The sequence below is a fragment of the Pseudoclavibacter sp. CFCC 13796 genome (assembly GCF_008831185.1).
GTDB lineage: Bacteria > Actinomycetota > Actinomycetes > Actinomycetales > Microbacteriaceae > Pseudoclavibacter_A.
In genome coordinates, this window is sequence record NZ_WBKD01000001.1 from 1,684,568 (window position 1) to 1,707,141 (window position 22,574).

21 protein-coding genes and 3 tRNA genes are annotated in these 22,574 nt (G+C 63.9%); 10 read left to right on the forward strand and 14 right to left on the reverse strand.

From position 1 onward, the window contains the following. Positions 1–6: 6 nt before the first annotated feature. Positions 7–1,377: an alpha/beta hydrolase family protein gene (locus tag F8O07_RS07565; protein WP_158031464.1), complete on the forward strand. Its 1,371-nt coding sequence runs from the start codon at positions 7–9 to the stop codon at positions 1,375–1,377. 6 nt (positions 1,378–1,383) lie between these two features. Here the strand turns inward: F8O07_RS07565 and F8O07_RS07570 are convergent, their stop codons facing one another. Both F8O07_RS07570 and F8O07_RS07575 read right to left on the reverse strand, forming a co-directional pair. Further along, on the reverse strand, positions 1,384–1,881 hold the full coding sequence (locus F8O07_RS07570; protein ID WP_158031465.1) for a SufE family protein: 498 nt from the start codon (positions 1,879–1,881) through the stop codon (positions 1,384–1,386). A gap of 89 nt (positions 1,882–1,970) precedes the next feature. Beyond that, positions 1,971–2,882, reverse strand: coding sequence for a sulfurtransferase (locus tag F8O07_RS07575; RefSeq protein WP_158031466.1), 912 nt, complete (start codon positions 2,880–2,882; stop codon positions 1,971–1,973). 294 nt (positions 2,883–3,176) lie between these two features. On the opposite strand from F8O07_RS07575, the gene zapE reads away from it, so the two are divergent. The 7 genes from zapE to F8O07_RS07610 all read left to right on the forward strand — a co-directional run bounded on the left by zapE (position 3,177) and on the right by F8O07_RS07610 (position 7,362). After that, positions 3,177–4,217: a cell division protein ZapE gene (zapE, locus tag F8O07_RS07580; protein WP_158031467.1), complete on the forward strand. Its 1,041-nt coding sequence runs from the start codon at positions 3,177–3,179 to the stop codon at positions 4,215–4,217. 168 nt (positions 4,218–4,385) lie between these two features. Continuing rightward, entirely contained in the window at positions 4,386–5,603 is a 1,218-nt protein-coding gene (locus F8O07_RS07585; RefSeq protein WP_158031468.1) for an ammonium transporter, read from the forward strand. Positions 5,604–5,992: 389 nt separating this feature from the next. Continuing rightward, positions 5,993–6,065 (forward strand) — tRNA-Gly (locus F8O07_RS07590). A gap of 99 nt (positions 6,066–6,164) precedes the next feature. Beyond that, positions 6,165–6,238 (forward strand) — tRNA-Cys (locus F8O07_RS07595). A 56-nt stretch (positions 6,239–6,294) separates the two neighbouring features. Further along, positions 6,295–6,371 (forward strand) — tRNA-Val (locus F8O07_RS07600). Positions 6,372–6,655: 284 nt separating this feature from the next. Continuing rightward, positions 6,656–6,883 carry a hypothetical protein gene (locus F8O07_RS07605; protein ID WP_158031469.1) on the forward strand — a complete coding sequence of 76 codons (228 nt, stop codon included), beginning with the start codon at positions 6,656–6,658 and terminating at the stop codon, positions 6,881–6,883. A 92-nt stretch (positions 6,884–6,975) separates the two neighbouring features. Next, a complete protein-coding gene (locus tag F8O07_RS07610; RefSeq protein ID WP_158031470.1) occupies positions 6,976–7,362 on the forward strand; it encodes a nuclear transport factor 2 family protein in 387 nt (128 codons plus the stop codon). Between the two features lie 727 nt (positions 7,363–8,089). Here F8O07_RS07610 and F8O07_RS07615 read toward each other — a convergent pair. From F8O07_RS07615 to F8O07_RS07635, 5 genes are all read right to left on the reverse strand, one after another. Beyond that, a complete protein-coding gene (locus F8O07_RS07615; RefSeq protein ID WP_158031471.1) occupies positions 8,090–9,499 on the reverse strand; it encodes an MFS transporter in 1,410 nt (469 codons plus the stop codon). Between the two features lie 235 nt (positions 9,500–9,734). Then, positions 9,735–11,333 carry a cytochrome b gene (locus tag F8O07_RS07620; RefSeq protein ID WP_225732803.1) on the reverse strand — a complete coding sequence of 533 codons (1,599 nt, stop codon included), beginning with the start codon at positions 11,331–11,333 and terminating at the stop codon, positions 9,735–9,737. Continuing rightward, complete coding sequence (locus F8O07_RS07625; protein ID WP_158031472.1) at positions 11,330–12,391, reverse strand: ubiquinol-cytochrome c reductase iron-sulfur subunit; 1,062 nt, start codon at positions 12,389–12,391, stop codon at positions 11,330–11,332. The genes F8O07_RS07620 and F8O07_RS07625 overlap by 4 nt, the downstream gene beginning before the upstream one ends. Before the next feature lie 14 nt (positions 12,392–12,405). Beyond that, on the reverse strand, positions 12,406–13,239 hold the full coding sequence (locus tag F8O07_RS07630; protein ID WP_158031473.1) for a cytochrome c: 834 nt from the start codon (positions 13,237–13,239) through the stop codon (positions 12,406–12,408). 17 nt (positions 13,240–13,256) lie between these two features. Next, complete coding sequence (locus F8O07_RS07635) at positions 13,257–13,895, reverse strand: heme-copper oxidase subunit III (protein ID WP_158031474.1); 639 nt, start codon at positions 13,893–13,895, stop codon at positions 13,257–13,259. A 157-nt stretch (positions 13,896–14,052) separates the two neighbouring features. On the opposite strand from F8O07_RS07635, the gene trpD reads away from it, so the two are divergent. Then, positions 14,053–15,129 (forward strand): anthranilate phosphoribosyltransferase, encoded by a 1,077-nt coding sequence (trpD, locus tag F8O07_RS07640; protein WP_158031475.1) that lies wholly within the window; start codon positions 14,053–14,055, stop codon positions 15,127–15,129. Here the strand turns inward: trpD and F8O07_RS07645 are convergent. After that, the gene (locus F8O07_RS07645) at positions 15,114–15,398 is read right to left on the reverse strand and encodes a hypothetical protein (RefSeq protein WP_158031476.1); all 285 of its coding nucleotides are present in this window, start codon (positions 15,396–15,398) and stop codon (positions 15,114–15,116) included. The two genes, trpD and F8O07_RS07645, sit on opposite strands and share 16 nt — an antisense overlap. 234 nt (positions 15,399–15,632) lie before the next feature. Continuing rightward, the gene (locus F8O07_RS07650; protein WP_158031477.1) at positions 15,633–16,418 is read right to left on the reverse strand and encodes an SDR family oxidoreductase; all 786 of its coding nucleotides are present in this window, start codon (positions 16,416–16,418) and stop codon (positions 15,633–15,635) included. 189 nt (positions 16,419–16,607) lie between these two features. Between F8O07_RS07650 and F8O07_RS07655 the strand changes: the two genes are divergently transcribed. Continuing rightward, a complete protein-coding gene (locus F8O07_RS07655; protein WP_225732802.1) occupies positions 16,608–16,880 on the forward strand; it encodes an RNA polymerase-binding protein RbpA in 273 nt (90 codons plus the stop codon). Here the strand turns inward: F8O07_RS07655 and lnt are convergent. The 5 genes from lnt to F8O07_RS07680 all read right to left on the reverse strand — a co-directional run bounded on the left by lnt (position 16,855) and on the right by F8O07_RS07680 (position 22,570). Continuing rightward, entirely contained in the window at positions 16,855–18,498 is a 1,644-nt protein-coding gene (gene lnt / locus F8O07_RS07660; RefSeq protein ID WP_158031479.1) for an apolipoprotein N-acyltransferase, read from the reverse strand. The two genes, F8O07_RS07655 and lnt, sit on opposite strands and share 26 nt — an antisense overlap. Then, on the reverse strand, positions 18,498–20,930 hold the full coding sequence (locus F8O07_RS07665) for a DEAD/DEAH box helicase (protein WP_192496700.1): 2,433 nt from the start codon (positions 20,928–20,930) through the stop codon (positions 18,498–18,500). The genes lnt and F8O07_RS07665 overlap by 1 nt, the downstream gene beginning before the upstream one ends. 43 nt (positions 20,931–20,973) lie before the next feature. Continuing rightward, complete coding sequence (tatC, locus tag F8O07_RS07670) at positions 20,974–21,834, reverse strand: twin-arginine translocase subunit TatC (protein ID WP_225733221.1); 861 nt, start codon at positions 21,832–21,834, stop codon at positions 20,974–20,976. 13 nt (positions 21,835–21,847) lie between these two features. Then, positions 21,848–22,162, reverse strand: coding sequence for a Sec-independent protein translocase subunit TatA (gene tatA, locus F8O07_RS07675; RefSeq protein ID WP_158031480.1), 315 nt, complete (start codon positions 22,160–22,162; stop codon positions 21,848–21,850). A gap of 87 nt (positions 22,163–22,249) precedes the next feature. Then, entirely contained in the window at positions 22,250–22,570 is a 321-nt protein-coding gene (locus F8O07_RS07680) for a hypothetical protein (protein WP_158031481.1), read from the reverse strand. Positions 22,571–22,574: the final 4 nt, after the last annotated feature.

Genomic DNA, 22,574 nt, shown 5'->3' on the forward strand with positions numbered 1-22,574 from the left:
GATCACATGCCCGAGCACAGAGACAACCGTTCAGAGGCCCCGCAGCGCTCCGGCAGAGGACTCTCGCTGCTGGGTGTGGTGGCCGGTGTGACCGGTGCGGCAGCTGCCGTGATGGCCGCCGGAGCCGCCGCGAGCGCCCATGTCGCTCGCGAAGTCGTGATGCCGCCGAGGCGCCGCACCGAAGACGTCAGCGTCCAGGCGGTCTGGTCGGATGCGGACGGTCTCTTGATCACCCTCAAGTCGACTCGGGACTCCAGGCTGGCCGGCGTGCCGGGCGAGTACAGCTTCTGGTTCGACGAAGGTCGCGGGCATGCCGTCATCGGCGAGATCGTCGATCAGACGTGGGACAGCATCACGCGGCGCGTGCTGCGCGTCGACTTCGGCGTGCTCGACGGTCGCGTGCGTCGCGGACGTGTCAACGGATGGGTCTGGCTGACGCCGGAGTCGGCGGGTTTCGACGCCCAGAACGTGCTCATCGACGGCCCGCTCGGCCCGAACCCCGCCTGGCTGGTCTCGCATGAGCCCAGCGGCCGCCCGGTCTACGCCGTCGACCGGCCAGACGACGTCGACGAGGCTGCATCGGCACATCCGGCCGAAGCGAGCGAGCCGCCGACGGAGACCGCCGAATCCGGTGCCGACCGATCACAGACATGGGTCATCCATGTGCACGGGCGTGCCTCGGCTCGACCAGAGGTCGTCCGCGGTCTCGGCGCGGTGCAGCAGCTCGGCCTGACGTCGCTGATCGTGAGCTATCGCAACGACGGCGAGGCGACGCCCAGCGCAGACAACCGCTATGCCCTCGGCGAGACTGAATGGGAGGACGTCGAGGCGGCGATCGACTACGCGCTCTCGCACGGTGCGAAGAAGGTCTTTCTCTTCGGCTGGTCGATGGGAGGAGCCATCGTGCTCCAGACTCTGGCCAGAACGCGGCACGCCCGACGCATCGGGGGAGTGCTCCTCGACTCACCGGTCGTCGACTGGGGCGACGCCCTGGCATATCAGGCGGATGCGTCCAGCGTGCCGGCCCCGGTGCGCGAGTTCGCGCTGACCCTTTTGGGCCGACGCTGGGCCACGCCTGCGACAGGGCTGCAGAGCCCCATCGACCTCGACGCGCTGAACTGGGTCGCACGGGCGGGAGAGCTGCGCAAACCGGTGCTGCTCATGCACAGCGACGACGACGGGTTCGTGCCGAGCGGCCCGTCACGGGAGCTGGCCGCAGCACGCCCAGATCTGGTGACCTTCGTACCGTTCAAGACGGCACGACACTGCAAACTGTGGAACCACGATCGCGAACTGTGGGAGAGCAGCGTGACGGACTGGCTGACCGAGCGTCTGGCCCCGACCGCGGCTGGCACGCCGCGTGCCCGGCGCCGCTGAGCGTCGTCAGGCGTCTCGCTCAGCGATCCGGCGCCGAACCTGGGCCTTGATGCGCTCAAGGATTCCGGTCATGCCGCGCAGACGCAGCGGTGACACCGCTCGAGCGAGACCGAGTTCGAACGGGTAGTCGCTGGGTACGTCGAGTACCTGCTGCACGCTCTCACCGTCGAGGCCCTGGACCAGAATCGAGGCGAATCCGCGGGTGGTCGGTGCCTCACGTGGAGCCGTGACGTGCGGGTGCACCGTGTCGCCGTCGACGTCGACCTTCAGAAAGACGGGAGACTGGCACTCGGGCACGGGCTCAAGCAGATCAGGATCGTCGCGGTAGCGTTCCGGCAGCTCGGGCAGCTCGTCTGCGAACTCCAGCAGCAGCTGCAGCCGGTCTCGCTCACCGAGGGCGTTGAAATCCTCGGCCGTCTCGATGAGCCTGGGCGGCAGGTGCTGCGCATCGAGCTCATGGGGTGCGTCAAACAGGTGTGACGAGGGGGAGTCGGAGGTGCTCATGGACGACGAGTCTACGCTGCAGCGGGCGTCGTGCCCCGGGCCGGAGGATCTGCCGCAGCCCATGAGCGACTCTCTGCTCTGCAGACGGTTCAGCGGCTGACGGGAGCGGTGCCGGGTTCTGCTCCGGTCACCACCGGCACGCGCACCGCTGAGCCCCATTCAGTCCACGAGCCGTCATAGTTGCGCACGTTCTCGAAGCCGAGCAGATACTTCAGCACGAACCAGGTGTGGCTCGACCGTTCGCCGATGCGGCAGTACACGATCACGTCATCGCCCTCGCGCAGACCGGCGCCACCCGTCTCGTAGATTGCACGCAGCTCGTCGGCTGTCTTGAAGGTGCCGTCATCGTCGACGGCCTTCGCCCATGGCACGCTCTGCGCAGTGGGAATATGGCCGGCCCGAAGCGCCCCTTCTTCGGGGTAGTCCGGAGCTGTGGTGCGCTCACCGAGGTATTCGGGTGTCGAGCGCACGTCGATCAGGTGCTCGACGCCGATCGCCGCAAGCACGTCGTCACGATACGCACGGATTGGCGCATCTTCCCGTGGGACCACCGGATAGGCGGTCGGGGTGCGCGGGCGAACCTCGCGAGTCAGATCGCGTCCCTCGGCGATCCACTTCGATCGGCTGCCGTTGAGCAGACGCACATCTTCGTGGCCGAAGAGCGTGAACACCCAGAGTGCATAGGCCGCCCACCAGTTGTTCTTGTCACCGTAGATCACGACCGTGTCATCGCGGTCGATGCCCTTCTCGCTGAGCAGCTTCGAGAAGCCCGCACCGTCGACATAGTCGCGCACGACCGGGTCGTTGAGATCGGTGTGCCAGTCGATCTTGACCGCACCGGGGATGTGCCCGGTCTCGTAGAGCAGCACGTCTTCGTCGCTCTCGACGACGACGAGTCCGGGTTCGCCCAGATGTTCGGCGAGCCACTCGGTGGTGACCAGGCGCTCAGGATGCGCGTAGCCTGCGGTCTTCGGATCTGACGAGTCGACGGCGACAGTCATGATGTTCTCCTTCGTTGCCTCGACTCGTTCGAGTCTCGGTGATGTCGATCACGATACTGCACCCGACTCGCCTGCGGCAGCGTTCCGCAACAGCAGGTCATGTGATGGCAAGGGCGCACCGTCGTCGCTCATGTCTGCACGAGCCGCCCCACGAACCCGCTACAGTGAACAGGGTGCCGCGCTGGATCTCATGCACGCGCATCCGCATCACGACGCTCACTCGGATATGACCCGGGTCGCCGCGATTCGGCCACCGCCACACACGCGTGCACTGCCGCCGCCAGAGAGGAACGCATGATCTCGCATATCGTCGATGTGCACCCGAATCTCGATCCCGACGAGCTCGTCGCGAACCTCGTGCCGCCACCGCTCTTCCAGACCGCATCGTTCGAGAGCTACCAGCCCAGTGCCGACTACCCGTCGCAGCTGGAGGCCGTCGAGGCCCTGCGCACGTTCTCCGACCGCTGGGGAGCAGTGAAGCGCCGCAGCCTCTTCGGCAGAAGCAAGAAGGCGGCGAAGCAGGCCAGCGGCATCTACCTCGACGGCGGCTTCGGCGTCGGCAAGTCCCACCTGCTGGCAGCGCTGTGGAACACCGCTCCGCAGCCCAAGGCCTATGGCACCTTCTTGGAGTACACGTCGCTTGTCGGCGCACTCGGATTCGAGAACGCCGTCGCCAAGCTGCGCGGCTACTCCCTGCTGTGCATCGACGAGTTCGAACTCGACGACCCCGGCGACACAATGATCATGACCCGGCTGCTGAAGGAGCTCGCGGCGACCGGCACCTCGATCGTGGCCACATCGAACACGCCGCCGAACGCCCTCGGCGAGGGCAGATTCGCCGCCTCCGACTTCATGCGCGAGATACAGTCGCTCGCCTCGATCTTCCAGGCGCTGCGCATCGACGGTCAGGACTACCGACGGCGCGACGTGAACAGCGAGGCCATCCCCTGGGAGCCCGCACAGATCGATCAGCTCGTCGCACAGCATCAGTCGGACGACCTGCGCGTGTCGCAGGACGCCTTCGCCGACGTCATCGATCACATCTCGACGCTGCACCCAGTGCAGTACTTCGCCCTTGCGCGCTCTGCTGACACGTTCGTCTGGTCGGGAGTCGGACGCCTCACGAGGCAGGACGACGCGCTGCGTCTCGTGGCGCTGATCGACCGTCTGTACGACGCGCAGAAGCCGATCGTGGCAGCAGGCCTGCCGCTGACCGAGGTGTTCAGCCAGGAGATGATCGACGGCGGATACCGCAAGAAGTATCTGCGCTGCGTCTCGCGTCTCGACGCGCTCACCACACTCGCTCACGAGACCTTCGACGTGGCCAAGGCCTGACGCTTCTCGAAACACTGCCGTAACAACGGCCTCCGACGCGTAACAGCGCCGTAACCCTTGCGCATATCATGCGAAATCTCTGCACCCGAGACTGAACTCAGTTCGTGATAGTCGTCGCATTATGATGCGCGGTCGCGATCCCATGATCAGTTCGAGAGAGGTTTCACCATGACAGAGACAGTCACGACCGGCACCATATGGTTGCTGGTGTCGACCGCGCTGGTGTTGTTCATGACGCCCGGCGTCGCCTTCTTCTATGGCGGCCTTGTACGGGCAAAGTCCGTCGTCAGCATGCTCATGCTCAGCTTCGGGTCCATGGGACTCATCGGGCTGCTCTGGGTGCTCTACGGGGCGAACATGACGAGCATCGCCGAAGACGCGAGCCCGTGGTCGTTCGCTGGCAATCCGTTCTCGGCCTTCGGGCTCAGCGGGGTCAGCGGCGAGGATCTCGTCTCGACCGTCTACGGATCAACCTTCGCCATCATCACCGTGGCGCTGATCTCGGGAGCCATCGCCGATCGCGCGAAGTTCGGCTCGTGGATGATCTTCGCAGCACTCTGGGCGACTCTCTCGTACTTTCCGGTCGCGGCCTGGGTCTGGGGCGGCGGCTGGATCGGCACCGTGGTGCCTGAGTGGTTCGGCGTAGACGGCGTGCTCGACTTCGCCGGCGGCACGGTCGTGCACATCAACTCCGGTGCCGCGGCTCTGGCCCTCGCCATCGTTCTCGGCCGCCGCATTGGCTTCGACAAGGGCATCGCGAAGCCGCACAACGTGCCGCTGGTTCTGATCGGTGCATCAGTGCTGTGGTTCGGCTGGTTCGGCTTCAACGGAGGCGCAGCGACAGATGACGCGACCGCCGGTCTCATCTACCTGAACACCATGGTGACGCCTGCAGCTGCGATTCTGGCCTGGCTCGTCGTCGAGAAGCTGAAGACGGGCAAGGCGACCGCGGTCGGTGCCGGCACGGGTGCCGTGGCGGGTCTGGTCGGCATCACCCCGGCGTGCGATCAGCTCACTCCTGGTGCGGCCATCCTGTTGGGCCTCATCGTCGGCGGCGTCTGCGCACTCGCCGTCAACGCGAAATGGGTGCTCGGCTACGACGACTCGCTCGACGTGGTCGGCGTGCACCTCGTCGGCGGACTCATCGGCTGTGTGTACCTGGGCTTCTTCGCCAACGACTCGGGACTCTTCTACGGCTACGGCTGGGGACAGCTCGGCGCTCAGATCGTCGGTTCGGTACCAGTGGCCATCTACTCGTTCATCGTCGCCTTCATCATCGGCAAGGTCATCGACAAGACCATCGGCTTCCGCGTCAAGAACGAAGACGAAGTGGCCGGCATCGACCTGCGTGTGCACGGCGAGTCCGGATACGCCCTGCAGAACTGAGGGTCCATGCTGAAAGCCGCTCAGGAGCGGCAGAAATGAACGAAGCAGCGCTTCACACATGAAGAGGGTGCGGCAGCCGTCACAGGCTCCGCACCCTCTTCATGTGTGTCCCAAGAACAACCATGTGTGACGTGGCCCAGGCGGCGGTGATCGACCGAAATCTGACTCCAGGGCAACATGGACCGCAGCCGTCTGGCTGATGCCTCAAGCGCCGCTCTCGGCTCAGCTGCAACCCGGTCGAAGGCCTGAAGTCAGGCAGCAGACGGCGCGACACGCCCGCGATACCTGGATCGGTTCACCCCGATTTTGCATTCGCGCGGAGTTACGGTACATTATTCAAGTCGCCGGAACACGGGGACAACGTTGAGAAGCTTCAAGCTGATCGACATGCGGATGTGGCTCAGTTGGTAGAGCACCACCTTGCCATGGTGGGGGTCGCGAGTTCGAATCTCGTCATCCGCTCGGAGGGTTCTTTCACTTGTGAAAGACCTGCCACAGGCTCCGCTTCACAGGGGCCGCTTCACAGGTACTGTTTCATTGAGAACCTGTGTGGTCTGGCATGGTGGAGTGGCCGAGTGGCGAGGCAGCGGCCTGCAAAGCCGTATACGCGGGTTCGACTCCCGTCTCCACCTCCAACCGGCTTCGGCCGGAGTCGACGCAAGTCGGCATACGCACTCGACGGTTCGAGTACGGGCGATTGGCGCAGTCTGGTAGCGCGCTTCCCTGACACGGAAGAGGTCAGCAGTTCAAGTCTGCTATCGCCCACCACCGGATAGGCCCGGAATCACGCGGAAGACGCGGGGTTCCGGGCCTTCTTTACATTAACGCGCAGTGAGCAGACGGAGAGCAGACCTGCGTCACGCTTCGCTCGTGCAGGCGACTGCGGCGGTTTCCTGCCGTACTCGGATTCCTCACGTGGCATGAGAAGGAGATACGGGTGGTCGTGTGTGCATCATTGCTGAGACAGCCATGCAGACAGCGGTAACGCCCAACCTGGCTTGCACCGGGCGGGGGCGATACGTGTGTCTGCGGCTCGTGCCACACTGGCCCGTATGAAGGGCGAAGCGACAGCAACCTACGACGCCGGCAGAGTCACGATCGAGATTCATACCTCGGGCGTGCTGATCGGCCGGTGGGCTGTGCGCGCTGCCCGCGTCTCGGACGTCCAGCGGGTCATGGTCGACGAAGGCTGGCGCGTTCAGCTGCGCAAGGCGATGTCGGGTGGGGCGCTCTGGCGCGGTGAGGCAGTACGGCCGGACGACTGGGCGAAGCATCTCTGATGCGAATAGATGCCTCTTCGGGTGGTCAAGATCGCTATCTGTGCTATCACTAGGACTGCAGCCCGCTTTATCGACTTTGAATTGAGAATCCCGTGACCACACTTGCACTCGCACTGTCCGACCTCCTCAACGATCACCAAACACCTCTCGAGACTCTGTTGGATCGTCACTTCAATGCCGACTACCGCCAGCGCACCAATGGCGACTGGACCACGCGTGAGCAGTTCGCTGAGCACATCAAGCACCTTCGCGCCATCACCAACAACGCTGAGGTCAAAGTGCTGGACGAGCTCACCGATGGCAGCCACTATGCAGAGAGACACCGCGTCGTGGTGACAAAACGAGACCAGTCAACCGTCGAGCAAGAGGTCTACGTGTTCGCACAACTGGACTCTGACGGAAAGTTCCTCTCACTCGAGGAAGTGACTCTCATGGTGCAAGGAGCTGAACAGGATCGGAATATCGGCAGTGCACGTTGACAAAAGGTCGTGTGCTGGACGAAGAGCCAGCGTACGCCCTTTCGCCCTCATTCCATACATGCCACCCATCGCTCACATGCTTCCGCTGACGGCGGTACATGCTTCGGTCCAGACTGCTTCTCATCTCTGTCATTCATGCTCTTGAGCATGTTGACTTTCGGTGCTCCGCAGGCCTGGGCACAGGGGAGTGGCTTCGTCTGTCGGAGAGCAAACGGAGAGCAGATTTCAGTGCCAGTGCTTGCTCGATTGGGCCGACGTCCCGCAGCACGCCCACGACGTCCGCTCTGCGGCGACAACAGCTGACAAACAGGGCACCACCTACCCACCAGGCACGGTGAACGGCCAGCACTCAGCGGCTGCTCATCGCGGTGCTGAACAAGCGGCACGGAGATCCACCTTCCTCAGCCTCCGCCTGAAGGGTACGTCTTGTGGAATATGCGATCACTCCGCATCTGTGGTCACAGGCAGTTCTGGTTCTGCTCGAGTCATCCGCGCGAATAACTGGGACCCGCTGCGTGCATGCTCACAGGGCGCCACAGACGCAGATGAGGGGCTCCCGCCGCCCCCTCCACGGCAGGAACCCCTCTGTGAGCGCTGCATCACTGCTGTCGACCACGTCTATAGATTAGATGACCCGACTGACATGCCTCAATGGTGATGGCTCACCACAGCATCGGTGAGCATGGGCCAGCACGTTCCGGTCGGCGCATGTGCAACGGCCGGAGAGTCAGTCGGTCAACGCCTGGCCCATGTGTTCGTCGAGCAGCAGGGCTGACAGAGCCGCCAGCACGAATGCCACGCCGAAAATGCTGAAGAGCACTCCGGTGCCGCCCCAGGCCGCCGCAAGCACGACCGGCACCAACAGGGGCGCGATGATGGATGCCACACGACCGAACCCCGCCGACCACCCGGTGCCGGTGCCACGCAGTGCAGTCGGGAAGACTTCTGGGGAGATGGCATAGAGCGCGCCCCAGGCGCCCAGATTGAAGAAGCTCAGCAGACATCCGCTGACCAGAATGGCCGTCACCGAGCCGGCTGTGCCGAAGAGCACTGCCGAGACGGCTGAGCCGATCAGGAACGACGCCAGCGTCCAGCGACGTCCCCAATGCTCGATCAGCCATGCTGCGACCGCATAGCCGGGCAGCTGCGCCAGTGTGATGATCAGGGTGTATCCGAAGCTCTTCACCAGATCGTATCCCTGTGCTGCGAGAATCGAGGGGATCCAGATGAAGGCCCCGTAGTACGAGAAGTTCACCAGGAACCAGACCAGACTCAGCGCGACGGTGTTGCGAGCCTGCCCACGCCGCCACAGCCCGCCGAAACCACTGGTCGCAGTTCTGCTCGCGGCTTCGTCTGCGCCTTCAGCGGAGGCCGGGGGGAGTGTAGCACCCTCACCCGCGGTCTGCACCCGGAACATCACTGGCGAGTTCTCGAAGCGGCGCACGATCTGCTCGGCCTCATCATGGCGGCCGCGCGTCTCGAGAAAGCGGATCGACTCCGGCAGCCCAAACCGGACGAACGCCGCGTAGAGTGCTGGCACCGCGCCGATCAGCATGGCGATGCGCCAGCCCCAATCTCCATGTGGGACCAACAGGTAGCCGAGCAGCGCTGCAAGCAGCCAGCCGATGGCCCAGAAGGCCTCAAGCACGACGATGATGCGACCGCGGATGCTCGGGGGCGCGAACTCGCTCACGTATGTGCTGGCAACAGGCAGCTCAGCGCCGAGCCCCAGCCCGACTATGAAGCGCATGACGAGGAAGAACGCGAGCACCGGTGCGAACGCGCTCAGCGCTGCGCCAAGGCCGAAGATCAGCAGAGTCAGCGCGAACACCGTGCGCCTGCCGAAACGATCGGCGAGCCTGCCACCCAGCATTGCGCCAAGGGCCATACCGATGAACCCGAGCGAGACGATCCAACTCTGCTCGGTCGAAGAGAGAGCCCATTCGCTCTTCAATACGACGATCACATACGAGATGAGCGCGACGTCGAGGGCATCGAGCGCCCATCCGATCCCCGAAGAGGTGACCAAGTGTGCATGAGCCCGAGTGAAGGAGAGTCTGTCCAAGCGCTGGGTGAGCGTCGGAGCTCCGGCAGAGGCCGCCGACGGCGGCACGTCAGTATTGGTTGTGTCTGTCATAGAAGACAGTATTGCACAGGTCTGAACAGGTATGTTCGGTTGTGCCGAACGAAACGATGTGCTTGTCTGCGACGACCGGCAGGGGAGTCCGCGGCTGACGGCCCAGAGCGGCGGGTACCGCCCAGACCGTTACTGCCCGAGCCCATGAGACGCAAAGAGGGCCTCGTCACAATGGCGAGGCCCTCTTCGAATGCTCAGCAGGCCACGAGGGCGTGCTGAACACGGGTGCAGAGCGTCAGTGGTGCTCGTGCTGTGCCGCAGCAAGCTCCTCGGGAGTGACCGGCTTGACCCGGCTCTCGAAGAAGAAGCGGCTGAACCATGAGCGACGACGATCCTTGTTGTAGATCTTGCCGTCGGAGCGCGGGCGAACCGGCACGGGAACGTTCTCTTCGAACGAGACGAGACGCCAGCGCTCGTACTCATCGAGAGGACGGTGCAGCTCCTGGAACTCCCCGTGAGGATACCGGATGACATGACCGGTCTCGACACCGTGCAGAACCAGATCGCGATCCTTTCGCTGCAGAGCGAAGGCAACGCGGCGAGTGATGATGAAGGCGATGATCGGCCCGAGGATCAGCGATGCCTGCAGCACGTGAGTGACCAAGAACACATTCCAGTGGAAGAAGACGCTCATCACGTCAGACGATGCCGCTGCCCACATGGTCGCGTAGAAGGCAATGCCTGCCGCGCCGATCGCCGTGCGGGTCGGCGCGTTGCGCGGGCGATCCAGAACGTTGTGGTTGCGGTCGTCTCCGGTGATCCACTTCTCAACGAAGGGGTAGGCCACCAGCACGGCGATGAAGCCACCGAGCAGCACCACAGGAGCCATGATGTTCCACGAGAACGTGAAGCCGAAGATCACCGATTCCCAGTGCGGCGGGATCAGTCGCAGTGCGCCATCCGCCCAGCCGATGTACCAGTCCGGCTGCGTGCCTGCCGAGACTGGCGACGGATCGTATGGCCCGTAGTTCCAGATCGGGTTGATCGTGAACGTAGCGGCGATCACTGTGAGCAGACCGTAGACGATGAAGAAGAAGCCGCCGGCCTTGGCTGCGTACACCGGGAGCACCGGGTAGCCGACGACGTTCGTCTCACGGGCACCGGGGTTCGGGTAATGCGTGTGCTTGTGCAGAACCACCATCAGCAGGTGCACGGCGATCAACAGGATGATCAACGCAGGGATCAACATGATGTGCAGCATGTACAGACGGTTGATGAGATCGGTGCCGGGGAACTCGTTGCCGAAGAACAGGAACGAGAGCCAGGTCCCGATGAGGGGGAGGCCCTTCATCAGACCGTCGATGATGCGCAGGCCGTTGCCCGAAAGCAGATCGTCAGGCAGTGAGTACCCGGTGAACCCGGCTCCCATGCCGAGCACCCAGAGCAGCACACCGACGATCCAGTTCAGTTCACGCGGCTTGCGGAACGCACCCGTGAAGAAGATGCGAGCCATGTGCAGTGTCGCTGCCGCGACGAACATCAGTGCCGACCAGTGGTGCAGCTGGCGCATGAGCAGCCCGCCGCGGATGTCGAACGAGAGATCCAGCGTCGAGGCATAGGCCGCGGACATATGGATGCCCTTCAGCGGGATATAGGAGCCGTCGTACGTGGTCTCGACCATCGACGCCTGGAAGAACAGGGTCAGAAACGTTCCGGAGATCAGCAGCGCGACGAAGCTGTACAGCGCCACCTCGCCGAGCATGAACGACCAGTGGTCGGGAAAGATCTTGCGCCCGAACTCCTTGACGACCCCTGCGACGCCGAGGCGTTCGTCGAGATAGTCAGCAGCACGACCCGCTTTGGTCGTGGGTTTTGTCGTCACTGTCGTGGTCACTTTTCAATCTCCCAGAAGCTCGGTCCGACTGGTGCGCGGAAGTCACCCTTCGACACCAGATAGCCTTCGCTGTCAACCGTGATAGGCAGCTGGGGCAGCGGACGGTTCGCCGGGCCGAAGACGACCTTGGCGCCGTCTGCGATGTCGAACGTCGACTGGTGGCACGGGCAGAGCAGATGATGCGTGTGCTGCTCAACCAGAGCGACAGGGCATCCCACGTGCGTGCAGATCTTTGAGTATGCGAGGATGCCGTGATATCCGTCTTCGGCGCCCGACTTGATCTCGTTCTCGGGCAGACGGACGAGCAGCACGGCCGCCTTGGCCTTTTCGATGATGCGCTGCGAATGATTCTCGATTTCGAGCAGGTTCTCGGGGATCACGTGGAAGGCCGAGCCGAGCTGAACATCTGAGGCCTTGATCGGGCGACCGTTCGGATCCCGAACGAGCTTCAGGCTGTCCTGATCGCCCCAGATGGTATGGCGCAGTTTCTCAGCCGGATTGACCAGCCCCTGGCTGACCGGAGCGAGGTCACGCAGCATGACGATGCCCGGCAGGGGAGCGACGACCGCCGCACCGATCAGCGAGCGACGCAGCACCGTACGACGGCTGATGCCGCTCTCTTTGTCTGCCGTCTGCAGAATCTCGATGGCCTCTGCACGAGTCTCGTCCGAGGAGCGAAGCGTGTGCCGTTCCTCTTCCATCTCGTGCGCCGGCATGAGCTGCTTCGCGAAGTGCACGGCACCGATGCCGATCGCCAGGAACGCGAAGCCGATCGACAGACCGAGCCACAGGTTGTTCGGATGGACCGTCGACATGTCGTCGGCCTTGATCGGCACGGCGATGTAGACGATGATCGCGATGACGCTCGCCACCGCCGAGGCGATGAACCAAGCGGTAACCTGACGCTCGGCGCGCTTGGCGGCCTTCGGGTCGCGGTCAGTGACGCGCTCGGGTGAGTGGGGCTCGATGCCCGGGTTCTCGAACCCATGTTCGAGCACTACCGTCGTGCTCTGTGGCTCGTGTTCTGACACAGGAGTCTCTTCCTTGTTCTTTGCCATAGTGTTCTCTCCGCTCAGTCAGCCCGTGCACCAAGCCAGATGGTGAATGCGACAATCGCACCGATGCCGAAGATCCAGATGAACAGCCCCTCAGACACCGGACCGAGCGATCCGAGATCGACGCCACCGGGAGACTGATTCTTCTCGACGTACTTCAGGTACGAGATGATCCCGGCCTTCTCTTCAGGCGAGAGGTTGGTGTCGTTGAACACCGGCATGTTCTGCGGGCCGGTGATCATGGCTTCGTAGATGTGCGTCTCAGAGACCCCCATCAGCGAGGGTGCGTACTTGCCCTCGGTCAGCGCACCGCCGGCGCCGGCGACGTTATGGCACATCGCGCAGTTGATGCGGAAGAGCTCGGCACCCGATGCGACCTTCTCGGAGTCAGTGGTGTCGACCTGCTTCGCGATGTCACTCGGGATGGCCGGGCCGGAGCCGACCGATGCCACGTAGGCCGCGAGAGCCTTGATCTGTTCGTCGGTGAACTGCGGAGCTTTGACCTGCGCCTGCGGGCCCTGCATCTGCATCGGCATACGGCCGGTGCCGACCTGGAAGTCGACCGATGCGGCCCCGACGCCGACCAGCGACGGGCCGGCGTCCGAACCCTGAAGATTGAGTCCGTGGCACGTGGCGCAGTTTGCCTGGAAGAGCTTCTGGCCCTCGTCGACCTGCTCCTGGGTGTTGGCCACCTTCTCGATGTCGGTCGACGACGAGCTGGCCTGTGCCACAGCAGCGTAGCCTCCACCGGTCACAGCGAGACCGATGGCGAGCAGACCGATGGTGGCGAGCGGTCCGCGACGCTTGGAGCGGCGGCTCACCTTGGACTTATGGTTCTTGCGAATCTTCATTCCTGCTAACTCCAGTCTCAACCGATGAGCGGAAGGATGTAGACGGCTGTGAACAGAATCAGCCAGACGACATCGACAAAGTGCCAGTAGTACGACACCACGATGGCGCTCTGCGCCTCACGGTGGCCGAACTTGCGCGACGCGTACGTGCGGCCGATGATCACGAGGAACGCGATCAAGCCACCGATGACGTGCAGCGCGTGGAACCCGGTGCCGACGAAGAACGCAGACCAGAATGTGTCGGTCGACATGGCCACACCCTCGTGGTACAGCGTCGCGTACTCGAACACCTGACCGGTCACGAAGATGGCACCCAGAGCGAAGCTCAGGAAGAACCACTCGGCGACGCCCCAGTTCTTGATGCCCTTGCCGGTCTTGCGCGGCTGCAGACGCTCTGCCGCGAAGACGCCGAACTGACACGTGACTGACGAAAGCACCAGGATCACGGTGTTGACCGCAGCGAAGGGAATGTTCAGGACGGCGATGCCGTCTTGCCATTGGCCCGTCGAGGTCGTCCACAAGGTGAAGTAGACGGCGAAGATGGCCGCAAAGAACATGACCTCGCTGGCAAGCCAGACGATGGTACCTACGGCTGTGGCGCTCGGCCTGTTGACACTCGCCTGCGCAGACTTATTCGTTAATGCTGTACTGGACACGTTTCTATTATGACCTATGAATCACCCATGTCTTGACCAAACGGAGCGGTTCGAGAGAATTCCCTCATCTAGAGTCGGAGTGCGTCCGGTGTGTTCCCACCGGAATCCAGCACAGTGTCGGTCGGGCCAATGGTCTTGCGGCGTACAATCTTGAGACATGTCATCCCAAATCTCATGGCCGATCCTGCTCACCAGACTCATCGACGACGTCGACCTCGAAACGGTGCAGGCCAGGTGGGCCATGGACCAGATCATGACCGGGACGGCAGACCCCGCTGCGATCGGCGGCTTCCTCATCGCGCTGAAGCAGAAGGGGGAGTCTCTCGAAGAGGTCTCTGCCTTCGTCTCCTCGATCCTGACGCACGCCGTTCCGCTGGACATCTCGCGGGACGCGCTCGACATCGTCGGCACTGGGGGAGACCGCTCGGGAACAGTCAACATCTCGTCAATGGCCGCCCTCGTGATCGCCGGAGCCGGCGTTCCGGTGATCAAACACGGCAACCGCGCGGTCAGCTCTCGCTCCGGATCCTCCGACTTCTTCGAAGCCTTGGGCGTGAACATCAGTGCGACCCCAGAGGCGACCGCCGCCGCCTTCGCACAGGCGGGCATCGGCTTCGCCTTCGCGCAGCGGTACCATCAGGGCTTCCGGCACGCCGGTCCCGTTCGCAAAGCCCTCGGCGTACCGACGGTGTTCAACTTCCTCGGCCCGCTGTGCAACCCGGCGCGCCCGCGCATCAATGCTCTCGGTGTCGCCGATCGCGGTCGGGTCGATCTCGTCGCCGCACTGCTGAGCTCTCGTGGCGACGTCGGTCTCGTGTTCCGCGGAGAGGACGGCCTTGACGAGCTGACCACGACGGGCCCGAGTCGCCTCTGCCAGGTCGACGAACAAGGTGGCATCACTGAGTTCGCACTCGACCCGGCACAGCTCGGCATCAGGCCCGCCGTTCTCGAAGACTTGGTCGGGGGAGACGCCGAAGAGAATGCCGAGATCGGCCGGGCGCTGCTCGCCGGCGAGACCGGTTCGGTGCGCGACATCGTGCTGCTCAATGCAGCAGCCGGTCTGGTCGCCGCAGATCTGCTCTTTGATCCAGAAACAGCGAAGACGTCGATGCTCGAACGCTTCTCGGCAAAGCTCGAAGTCGCGACCGAGTCGATCGAATCAGGTGCGGCAGCACGCGTGCTGGATCGCTGGATCGAGGCACTGCCTGCGGACGAAGCTCAGTCGAAGAACTGATCAGGCGCGAAGTAGTCGTCGACCGTCGGCGGATCGCCGATCGTCGTCAGATCGTCTGGCAGCTGCGGTTCAACCCGTCCGGGTGCAGTCGGCCTGATCCCGACACGGATGCGCGGCGGCGGTCCGTCGCGCATCTGGCGGTGCGCAGCTGAGCCGAGATCAGGAGCGATGCGCGCCTGATCTGGCTCAAGCGGCCGGTCGTCATTCGTCTTGATGCGCGGCGGCGGAATCGCTCCGCGGTTCGGAGTCGTCACTCTGATCTGTCTCATCTGGCCAGACTTGCATGCGACCGAAAAATCATCACCGCCGACATGAAGGCAGTGCATGACATCGATCTGACGGCCGCGTTGTGCAGAAAGCGCGACAGTGTCATTCGCCGGCCTGGAAGAGGAGAACCCCTCTCCGAGAATCCACGATATATGACATAACATACATTATCGGATTACCGGAGAGGGGTCACCATCACGTCTCTCGACGCCCGAGACGAGCGTCGAAGCTCACGCTCACTTGCCGGTGAAGAACGAGATGTCTCCGACGTACTTCGTATTGTCCGCCGGGATCGGCTCGAGCACGGCGTCGCGAATCTGCTCGGCGAACTCCTCGACGGTGTACAGCTTGCCGACCTGCTCGGTGCGCTCGTCAAGCACGCCCGGGTTGATGCGGTTCAACAGCGTTGCGGTGATCGTGCCGACGATCATGTCGCCTGAGACCACCACGAAGCCGACACCGCGTTTCGCGAGCTCCGGGATGCGCTCACGCAGCGCATCCTCACCGGCGCGCTTCGACTCGGCGACCGGGCGGTACTCCGGCAGCGTCGGCGTGGTGCGGATGAAGTGCGCCTGATGGCTGGTGATGAAGACGACGCGCGAGCCCTCTTTCAGCAGCGGCTCTGCCAGCGTCAGCGCACGCACCTGCGCGTCACGGTTGAGCTGCAGCGCGTAGTCGTCGGCCATGTTCTTCTCCATGCCTCCCGAGGCATTGAGAATCAGCACGTCGATGCGGCCGAAGGCCTCGCCGACGCGGTCGAACAGCGCCGTCACCGATGCCTCGTCTGTGAGGTCGCCCTGGACGACCAGAGCGTCTCCGCCGGCGGCACGCACTTTGTCGGCCACCTGCTCGGCTCGACGAACCTTCGATCGGTAGTTGATCACCACGGTCGCACCCAGCGCGCCGAGAAGTTCGGCCGTCGCCGCACCGATGCCGCGCGACGAACCGGTGATCAGCGCAACTCTGCCTGCAAGTGGCTTCTGCTGATCGCCCGTCGTCTGTTCCGTCGTCTGATCGCTCACGTGCTCACCTTTCGATCGAATGGCACGTCGCGCGACGTGCTCACAGCAGGCAAAACTGTATCAGTCCAGAACGCTTCGACGACCGCTGCCCCGCCGGCGGGAACAAATCTCGGCCCACAGTCGTTGTGCTGAGCGGCTACAATGAACGGTCGGCGTATCTTCTGCCGGCAGACGAGACGAAGGCATCGAATGGCAACCAAAGCAACTTCTTCGAAGACCACGGCGAAGACCGCTTCGAAGTCGACGACGAAGACCGCGTCCAAGTCGAAGGCCAAGACCAAGACCACGGGCAAGAAGAAGGGCGAGCCCGCCTCACAGCGCACCCCATGGGACATGCTCCTGGAGCGCCGCAGCGAGACGGAGCTCAAAGAGATTCTCGACGAGCGTCTCGACTACCTGCACGATCGCCGCAAGCGCGCGCTTGAGCTCTCTCGTATCAAATCAGACCCGAACGAGCAGTGACCTGCTGACGCAGCCTCCGGTCTCGGCGGCGCGTCACCACCTCGCCGACCATCAGCGCCACGGTGACGGCGACGCTCCCCCATGTGATCACCGGCCCGGCGAAGAAGCTCGGCGCCAGTGAGCGCTGCAGCGGAACGTTCTGCACCATGGCGCCCGGTTCGAAGTCGGGCAGCCGATCCAGGAATCGTCCGTCCGGCGCGATCACCGCACTCGACGAGACGGTCGAGATGTTCACGAGCGAACGCGCGGATGCGACGGCATTGGCTCTCGCGATCGCCATCTGCTGCGCCGACTCCGGGGTGCGGCCGAAATCCGCGTTGTTCGTCGGTGCCAGAAGCAGCTGCGCTCCCCCAGCGACTGCCGCATGAATCAGGTCGGTGTCGCCTGTCTCGAAGCAGATCAGCACCCCGGCGTTGATCGCGTCGTCACCCGTCGGTATCTGGAAGTTGCCGGTGCGCTGCCCGAATGTGTATCCGCGTGGCACCAGGTCAACGAGATCTGGGGCGATCGGATGAAACAGCCAGCGATCGGGCATGTACTCCGCGAACGGCACCGGATGCTTCTTGTCGTAGATCTGCACCGGTCCGCCTGACGTCGTGGTCGGATCGACACCGGGCACCACCGAGTCGGCCGCCGTGTCGACTCCCCCATCCGTCAGGCCCGTCGGCGCCGACATGCCCTTCGGCAGCCAGAGCACGACGCTGTTGAAGAAGTCGTCGCCGCGCTTCGTCACGCTGCCCAACACGAGCGGGCGACCCATCTCATTGACGAAGGCCTCGATCTCGGCGTGGGCCTGACGGCTGCGCAGCACGTCGAGGTCGACCGCGTTCTCAGGCCAGACCATCACGTCGAAGTCGTCGTGCATGATCTCTCTGGCGGCTGCGAGATGGTTCGCCAGTATCTCACCAGGCTGCGCGTTCGAGAAGAGACCGGCATTCGCGTTGCCCTGAACGGCTGCTATGCGCACTGATCCCTGCGACGGCACGATCGCTCCCCAAGCCGGCACCAGCATTCCCAGCACCAGCAGAGCCATGCCGACGACCAGCGGCCGACGCACCGGCCGACACGAGAGCATCCACGTCACGGGCAGCGTCGAGACGAAGACCAGCGCGAGGCTCAGGCCGGCCAGACCGACCCACGACGAGAGCCCGATCGTCGGCGCGTTCGACTGGCTGTGCGCCGCCTCTCCCCACGCGAACCCGCCATACGGCATCCGTGAGAACACCGCTTCGCGCGCCGTCCAGACGACCGCCCAGATCAGAGCGATCAGCGCCGGATGCGTCTGCCGCACCAGTCGACGTCGGGTCAGGTATCCGCCGAGCGCACAGCCGAATGCGCAGAAGAACGTCATGGCGCCGCTCAGAGCGATCCAGGGTACTGCCCCCAGGTATTCGGTCAGCCACATGATGTGGCCCGACCAGAACCCTGCGCCGAACAGCGCCCCGCACAGCGCCCCGAACCAGAATCCGCGACCGAGCACAGCCCAGGCGATCAGCGCCATCGCAGGCAGCGTCAGCGGCCAGATCAGATACGGGGCGAACGCATACTGGTAGAGCACACCGGCCGCAAGGGCGACGACTGCCCGAACGATCGCATCTGCGCGGTGCTGGTGCCGCATCACCCGACGCTCGAGTACTCGACGATGCCGCGCAGCAGCAGATCCTTGGCGCTGCGAGCCACAGCCCCGACTCCGTCTGGCTGCGCGGCGCCGATCTGGTCGAGCAGGTCGATGACCATCTTCATGAGTCGCACGAAGTCGCCTGCGGGCAGCTCTGCCTCTTCGAGCACGTGATCGAGCGTGGCGCCCCGGCTCCATCGCAGCACCGCCGTGCACACCAGCGCGTTCGGCTCGGGGAACCTCGGCAGATCGCGGCGCTGCTCTTGGTCGTCGATCTCATGCCAGACCGACACCGTGTCGGCGTAGGCCTTCTGCAGGGCGCCTCGAGGCAGCCACACCTCTTCGTCGCCGCGGTCGCGCCGTGGCTCGTAGACCAAAGCCGTGACGATCGCGGCGAGCTGATCCGGTTCGAGTCCCTTCCACACCTCTCGGCGCAGACACTCGGCGACGACCAGATCGCGTTCTCCATAGATCTTGTCGAGGAGCCCGGCCTGATCGGTGACCGCGACCTCGGCCAGATCTGCATCGGCAGAGAGATAGCCGAAATGCACCAGTACGCGCACGACGCGTTCGAAGGTCAGCGCGATGTTGCTCACTCTGTGCTCGATCTCGCGTTGGAGGTCTTCTGCCTGGCGTTGCAGACGCCACCAGCGCTCGGCCCACCGGGCCCGATCCTCGACATCGTCGATGCGAGCGGCCGGATGCTGCCGCAGCTGGGCCTTCAGGTCGCGGGCGTGAGCGATGAGGTCGTCACGTCGACTGCCGCTGCGGCGCTCCTTCTTCGAGATGTGCTGGATGCTGCGGTCGGTCTCTGAGAGTTCGTGACGCAGGTCGAAGAAGTCGCGCAGCAGAGGATCGTCCAGCCCGGCCGCCTCGGCGTAGCCGTCGAGCGAGGTGCGCTGCTCTTTGAGCTTTCGAGCCAGGCCGACGACCGACCGGTCGGCCTGGAACTGGGCGAACGACGACTCGAGGATCTCTCTCGTCGCGCTGAGGCCGAACTGCCCGATCAGGTTCACCGCCATGTTGTAGGTGGGGCGGAACGCCGACTTCAGTGGGTAGGTGCGACGGCTGGCCAGAGAAGCGACCCGTTCGAGGTCGACACCGGGCTGCCACACCACGACCGAATGCCCCTGGTCGTCGATGCCGCGACGGCCCGCACGCCCGGTCAGCTGGGTGTACTCCCCCGCTGTGATCGGCACACGAGCGACGCCGTTGTACTTCTCAAGGCTCTCGATGACCACCGTACGCGCCGGCATGTTGATGCCGAGCGCCAGCGTCTCGGTCGCGAAGACCACCCGAACGAGTCGACGCTGATACAGCTCTTCGACGGTCTCTTTGAACGCGGGCAGCAGCCCGGCGTGGTGCGCGCCGACACCGCGCAGCAGGGCGCCCTTCCAGTGTTTGAAACCGAGCACTTCGCGATCCTGGTACGGGATGTCACGGCAGTGGCGGTCGATGATCCGTTTGATCTGGTCGCGCTCCTGCTTGGTCGTCAGCGAGATGCCGGCCAGCATGCACTGACGCACTGCGGCATCGCAGCCGACGCGGCTGAAGATGAAGCCGATCATCGGCAGCAGGTCGGCACGCTCGAGCGTCTTCACCAGCGCTGCCCGGTCGACGCGCTGCTGACGGTGATGACCTCCGCGCCGTCGTTCCCGGTTCGATCGCGGCCCATCAAGACCAGAGAGCCGGTGCAGGTGCCGGTTGAGCTGGCCGGGACGGCCGGGTTCGAAGAGGTCGTCGAGATCACCTCGCACCAGCACGTGCTGGTTGAGCGGCACTGGACGAAACTCCGAGACGATGACGTCGGTGTGTCCGCGCACCTCCTGCAGCCACGCTCCGAACTCTTCGGCGTTCGAGACCGTCGCACTCAGCGAGATGAGCCGAACGTGCTCGGGCAGCTGGATGATGACCTCTTCCCAGACCGGCCCGCGCATGCGGTCGGCGAGATAGTGCACTTCGTCCATCACCACGAAAGAGAGCGAGCCCAGCAGATCGCTGCGCTCGTAGATCATGTTGCGTAGCACCTCGGTGGTCATCACCACGATCGGTGCAGTCGCGTTGATGTTGTTGTCACCGGTCAGCAGGCCGACGTTCGACTCTCCGTAACGCTCCTGCAGCTCATGGAACTTCTGATTGCTCAGCGCCTTAATCGGGGTCGTGTAGAAGATCTTCTCATCGGCTGCCGACTGCATCGTCAGGTAGACGGCGAAGTCGGCGACAATGGTCTTGCCGGCGCCCGTCGGGGCGGCGACCAGCACTCCCCGACCATGAACGATGCTGCGCGCGGCCTGCACCTGAAAGTCGTCGAGCGCGAACCCGACCGTGCGCTGAAAGGCCACCACTTCGTCGGGCAGCGGGGCGTGCGCCGTCTGCTCCGTCTCCACGGTCTCGCCAGAGTCATCGCTCGGCATCGCCTTCTCAGTCGTCATCGCTTCTCAATCGTCGTCATTCGTCCAGAGCGTTCGCCCTGGGTCACTTCGTCGTGCTGCCTGCATCGGATGCACCGGAGGTCTCGGTCAGGTCTGAGGTGCCGGGGATGTCCGGGTCGGGCAGTGCATCGTCTTCGAGCAGTGTCTGTGCCCGCTTCTCCGCGCGTCGATCGTGCAGCCAGGAGATGAGACAGGCGATCAGGTAGAGCCCGAGCATGGGGCTGGAGAGCAGGAACATGCTGAGGATGTCGGTCGGCGGGGTGATGAACGCCGCGAAGATCAGTGCGACCACGATGGCCACGCGCCAGCCCTTAATGATGGTCTTCGCGCTCATCACGCCGACGAAGTTCAGCAGCACGAGCAGCAGCGGCAGCACGAACCCGAGCCCCATGAACAGCATCAGGTTCATCACGAATCGCAGGTAGGTGTCTGCGCTGATCAGCTGCACGTCGTCGGCCGATGCGAAGCTCGACATGAACGACACCAGGTTCGGGAACGCCCACCAGCCGAACAGACACCCGCCGAGGAACAGCGGGATAGCCGTGCCGACGAACCCGACGGCGGTGAGCTTCTCTTTGCGCAGCATGCCGGGAGCGAGAAACCGCCAGAGCTCGTAGAGCCAGATCGGAGCCGCGATGATGATGCCGAGCACCATCGTGATGTGCATGCGCACATTGAGCGGACTCGACACGTCCGAGTAGTTGATCTGGGTCTGTCTGCCGGTCTTCTGCATGACCGTCAGCAGAGGCTCTCGCAGCGCGTCGAGCACGAACGGCGCGATGAACCACGCACCGATCGCGGCGGCCACGATCGCGATCGCGCAGATGATGATGCGCTTCTGCAGCTCCACCAAGTGCTGCGCGATCGACATCGTGCCGTCGCGACTCTTCTTCGTCTGAGACACCGCCGTGCCGGTGTCAGGCGTTCTTCGGCGCGTCGCCCTCAGCAGGCTGTGTGGGCGCCGGCTGAACCGGCTGCTGCTGCACGGGCTGCTGTACGGGCGCCGGCTGCTGCACCGGTGCCTGGCCTGACGTCATTGGCGACGACTGCTCGCTCTGCTGGTTCGACCGAGTCAATTCCTGATCGGCGGCTTTGTCTGCTTCGAGCCCCTTCACCTCTTTGCGGAAGATGCGCATCGACTGCCCCAGGCTCTTCGCCAGACCGGGCAGCTTCGGCGCACCGAAGAGCAGCAGGATGACGAGGACGATGATGATGATCTGCCAAGGTTTCATTGCGGTCGCTCCAAGGGTGTGGGGAATCGTGATCAGTATAGCGGTGCGTTCGGTGTCACCGAGCCGATGCCGCTGGCTGTGGGAGTGTCAGGATCGAGCCCGTCGCAGACGACGGTACTTCGCCCGAGCCGCACGCGCCGCCATGACGCGACGCCGCTGAGCCTCTTCGATCTCACTCGACGTCAGAGAGAGACCCTCGTCGTCGAGACTGATCCTGGTATCGGGGCGCAGCCGCTGCTGGAGGAGGCCGATCTGAGCGGTCAGCGGACCCAGCGACTTCGGAATCTCGTCGACGGCGGCCATCAGCTGACGTGCCGACCGACGATACCGCGGCACGCGGACGCAGGCCACGAGAGCCAGCGCCAGCAGCGCCAGCACGACCACGCCCAGAGAGATCCAGAAGAACATGATC

Coding starts and splice junctions, on each gene's coding strand:
- F8O07_RS07655 (WP_225732802.1), top strand. CDS start 16,608: ATGGCAACCAAAGCAACTTCTTCGAAGACCACGGCGAAGACCGCTTCG.
- F8O07_RS07585 (WP_158031468.1), top strand. CDS start 4,386: ATGACAGAGACAGTCACGACCGGCACCATATGGTTGCTGGTGTCGACC.
- F8O07_RS07625 (WP_158031472.1), bottom strand. CDS start 12,391: ATGGCAAAGAACAAGGAAGAGACTCCTGTGTCAGAACACGAGCCACAG.
- lnt (WP_158031479.1), bottom strand. CDS start 18,498: ATGCGGCACCAGCACCGCGCAGATGCGATCGTTCGGGCAGTCGTCGCC.
- zapE (WP_158031467.1), top strand. CDS start 3,177: ATGATCTCGCATATCGTCGATGTGCACCCGAATCTCGATCCCGACGAG.
- F8O07_RS07665 (WP_192496700.1), bottom strand. CDS start 20,930: ATGACGACTGAGAAGGCGATGCCGAGCGATGACTCTGGCGAGACCGTG.
- tatA (WP_158031480.1), bottom strand. CDS start 22,162: ATGAAACCTTGGCAGATCATCATCATCGTCCTCGTCATCCTGCTGCTC.
- F8O07_RS07680 (WP_158031481.1), bottom strand. CDS start 22,570: ATGTTCTTCTGGATCTCTCTGGGCGTGGTCGTGCTGGCGCTGCTGGCG.
- trpD (WP_158031475.1), top strand. CDS start 14,053: ATGTCATCCCAAATCTCATGGCCGATCCTGCTCACCAGACTCATCGAC.
- F8O07_RS07605 (WP_158031469.1), top strand. CDS start 6,656: ATGAAGGGCGAAGCGACAGCAACCTACGACGCCGGCAGAGTCACGATC.
- F8O07_RS07565 (WP_158031464.1), top strand. CDS start 7: ATGCCCGAGCACAGAGACAACCGTTCAGAGGCCCCGCAGCGCTCCGGC.
- F8O07_RS07615 (WP_158031471.1), bottom strand. CDS start 9,499: ATGACAGACACAACCAATACTGACGTGCCGCCGTCGGCGGCCTCTGCC.
- F8O07_RS07630 (WP_158031473.1), bottom strand. CDS start 13,239: ATGAAGATTCGCAAGAACCATAAGTCCAAGGTGAGCCGCCGCTCCAAG.
- F8O07_RS07570 (WP_158031465.1), bottom strand. CDS start 1,881: ATGAGCACCTCCGACTCCCCCTCGTCACACCTGTTTGACGCACCCCAT.
- F8O07_RS07575 (WP_158031466.1), bottom strand. CDS start 2,882: ATGACTGTCGCCGTCGACTCGTCAGATCCGAAGACCGCAGGCTACGCG.
- F8O07_RS07645 (WP_158031476.1), bottom strand. CDS start 15,398: ATGAGACAGATCAGAGTGACGACTCCGAACCGCGGAGCGATTCCGCCG.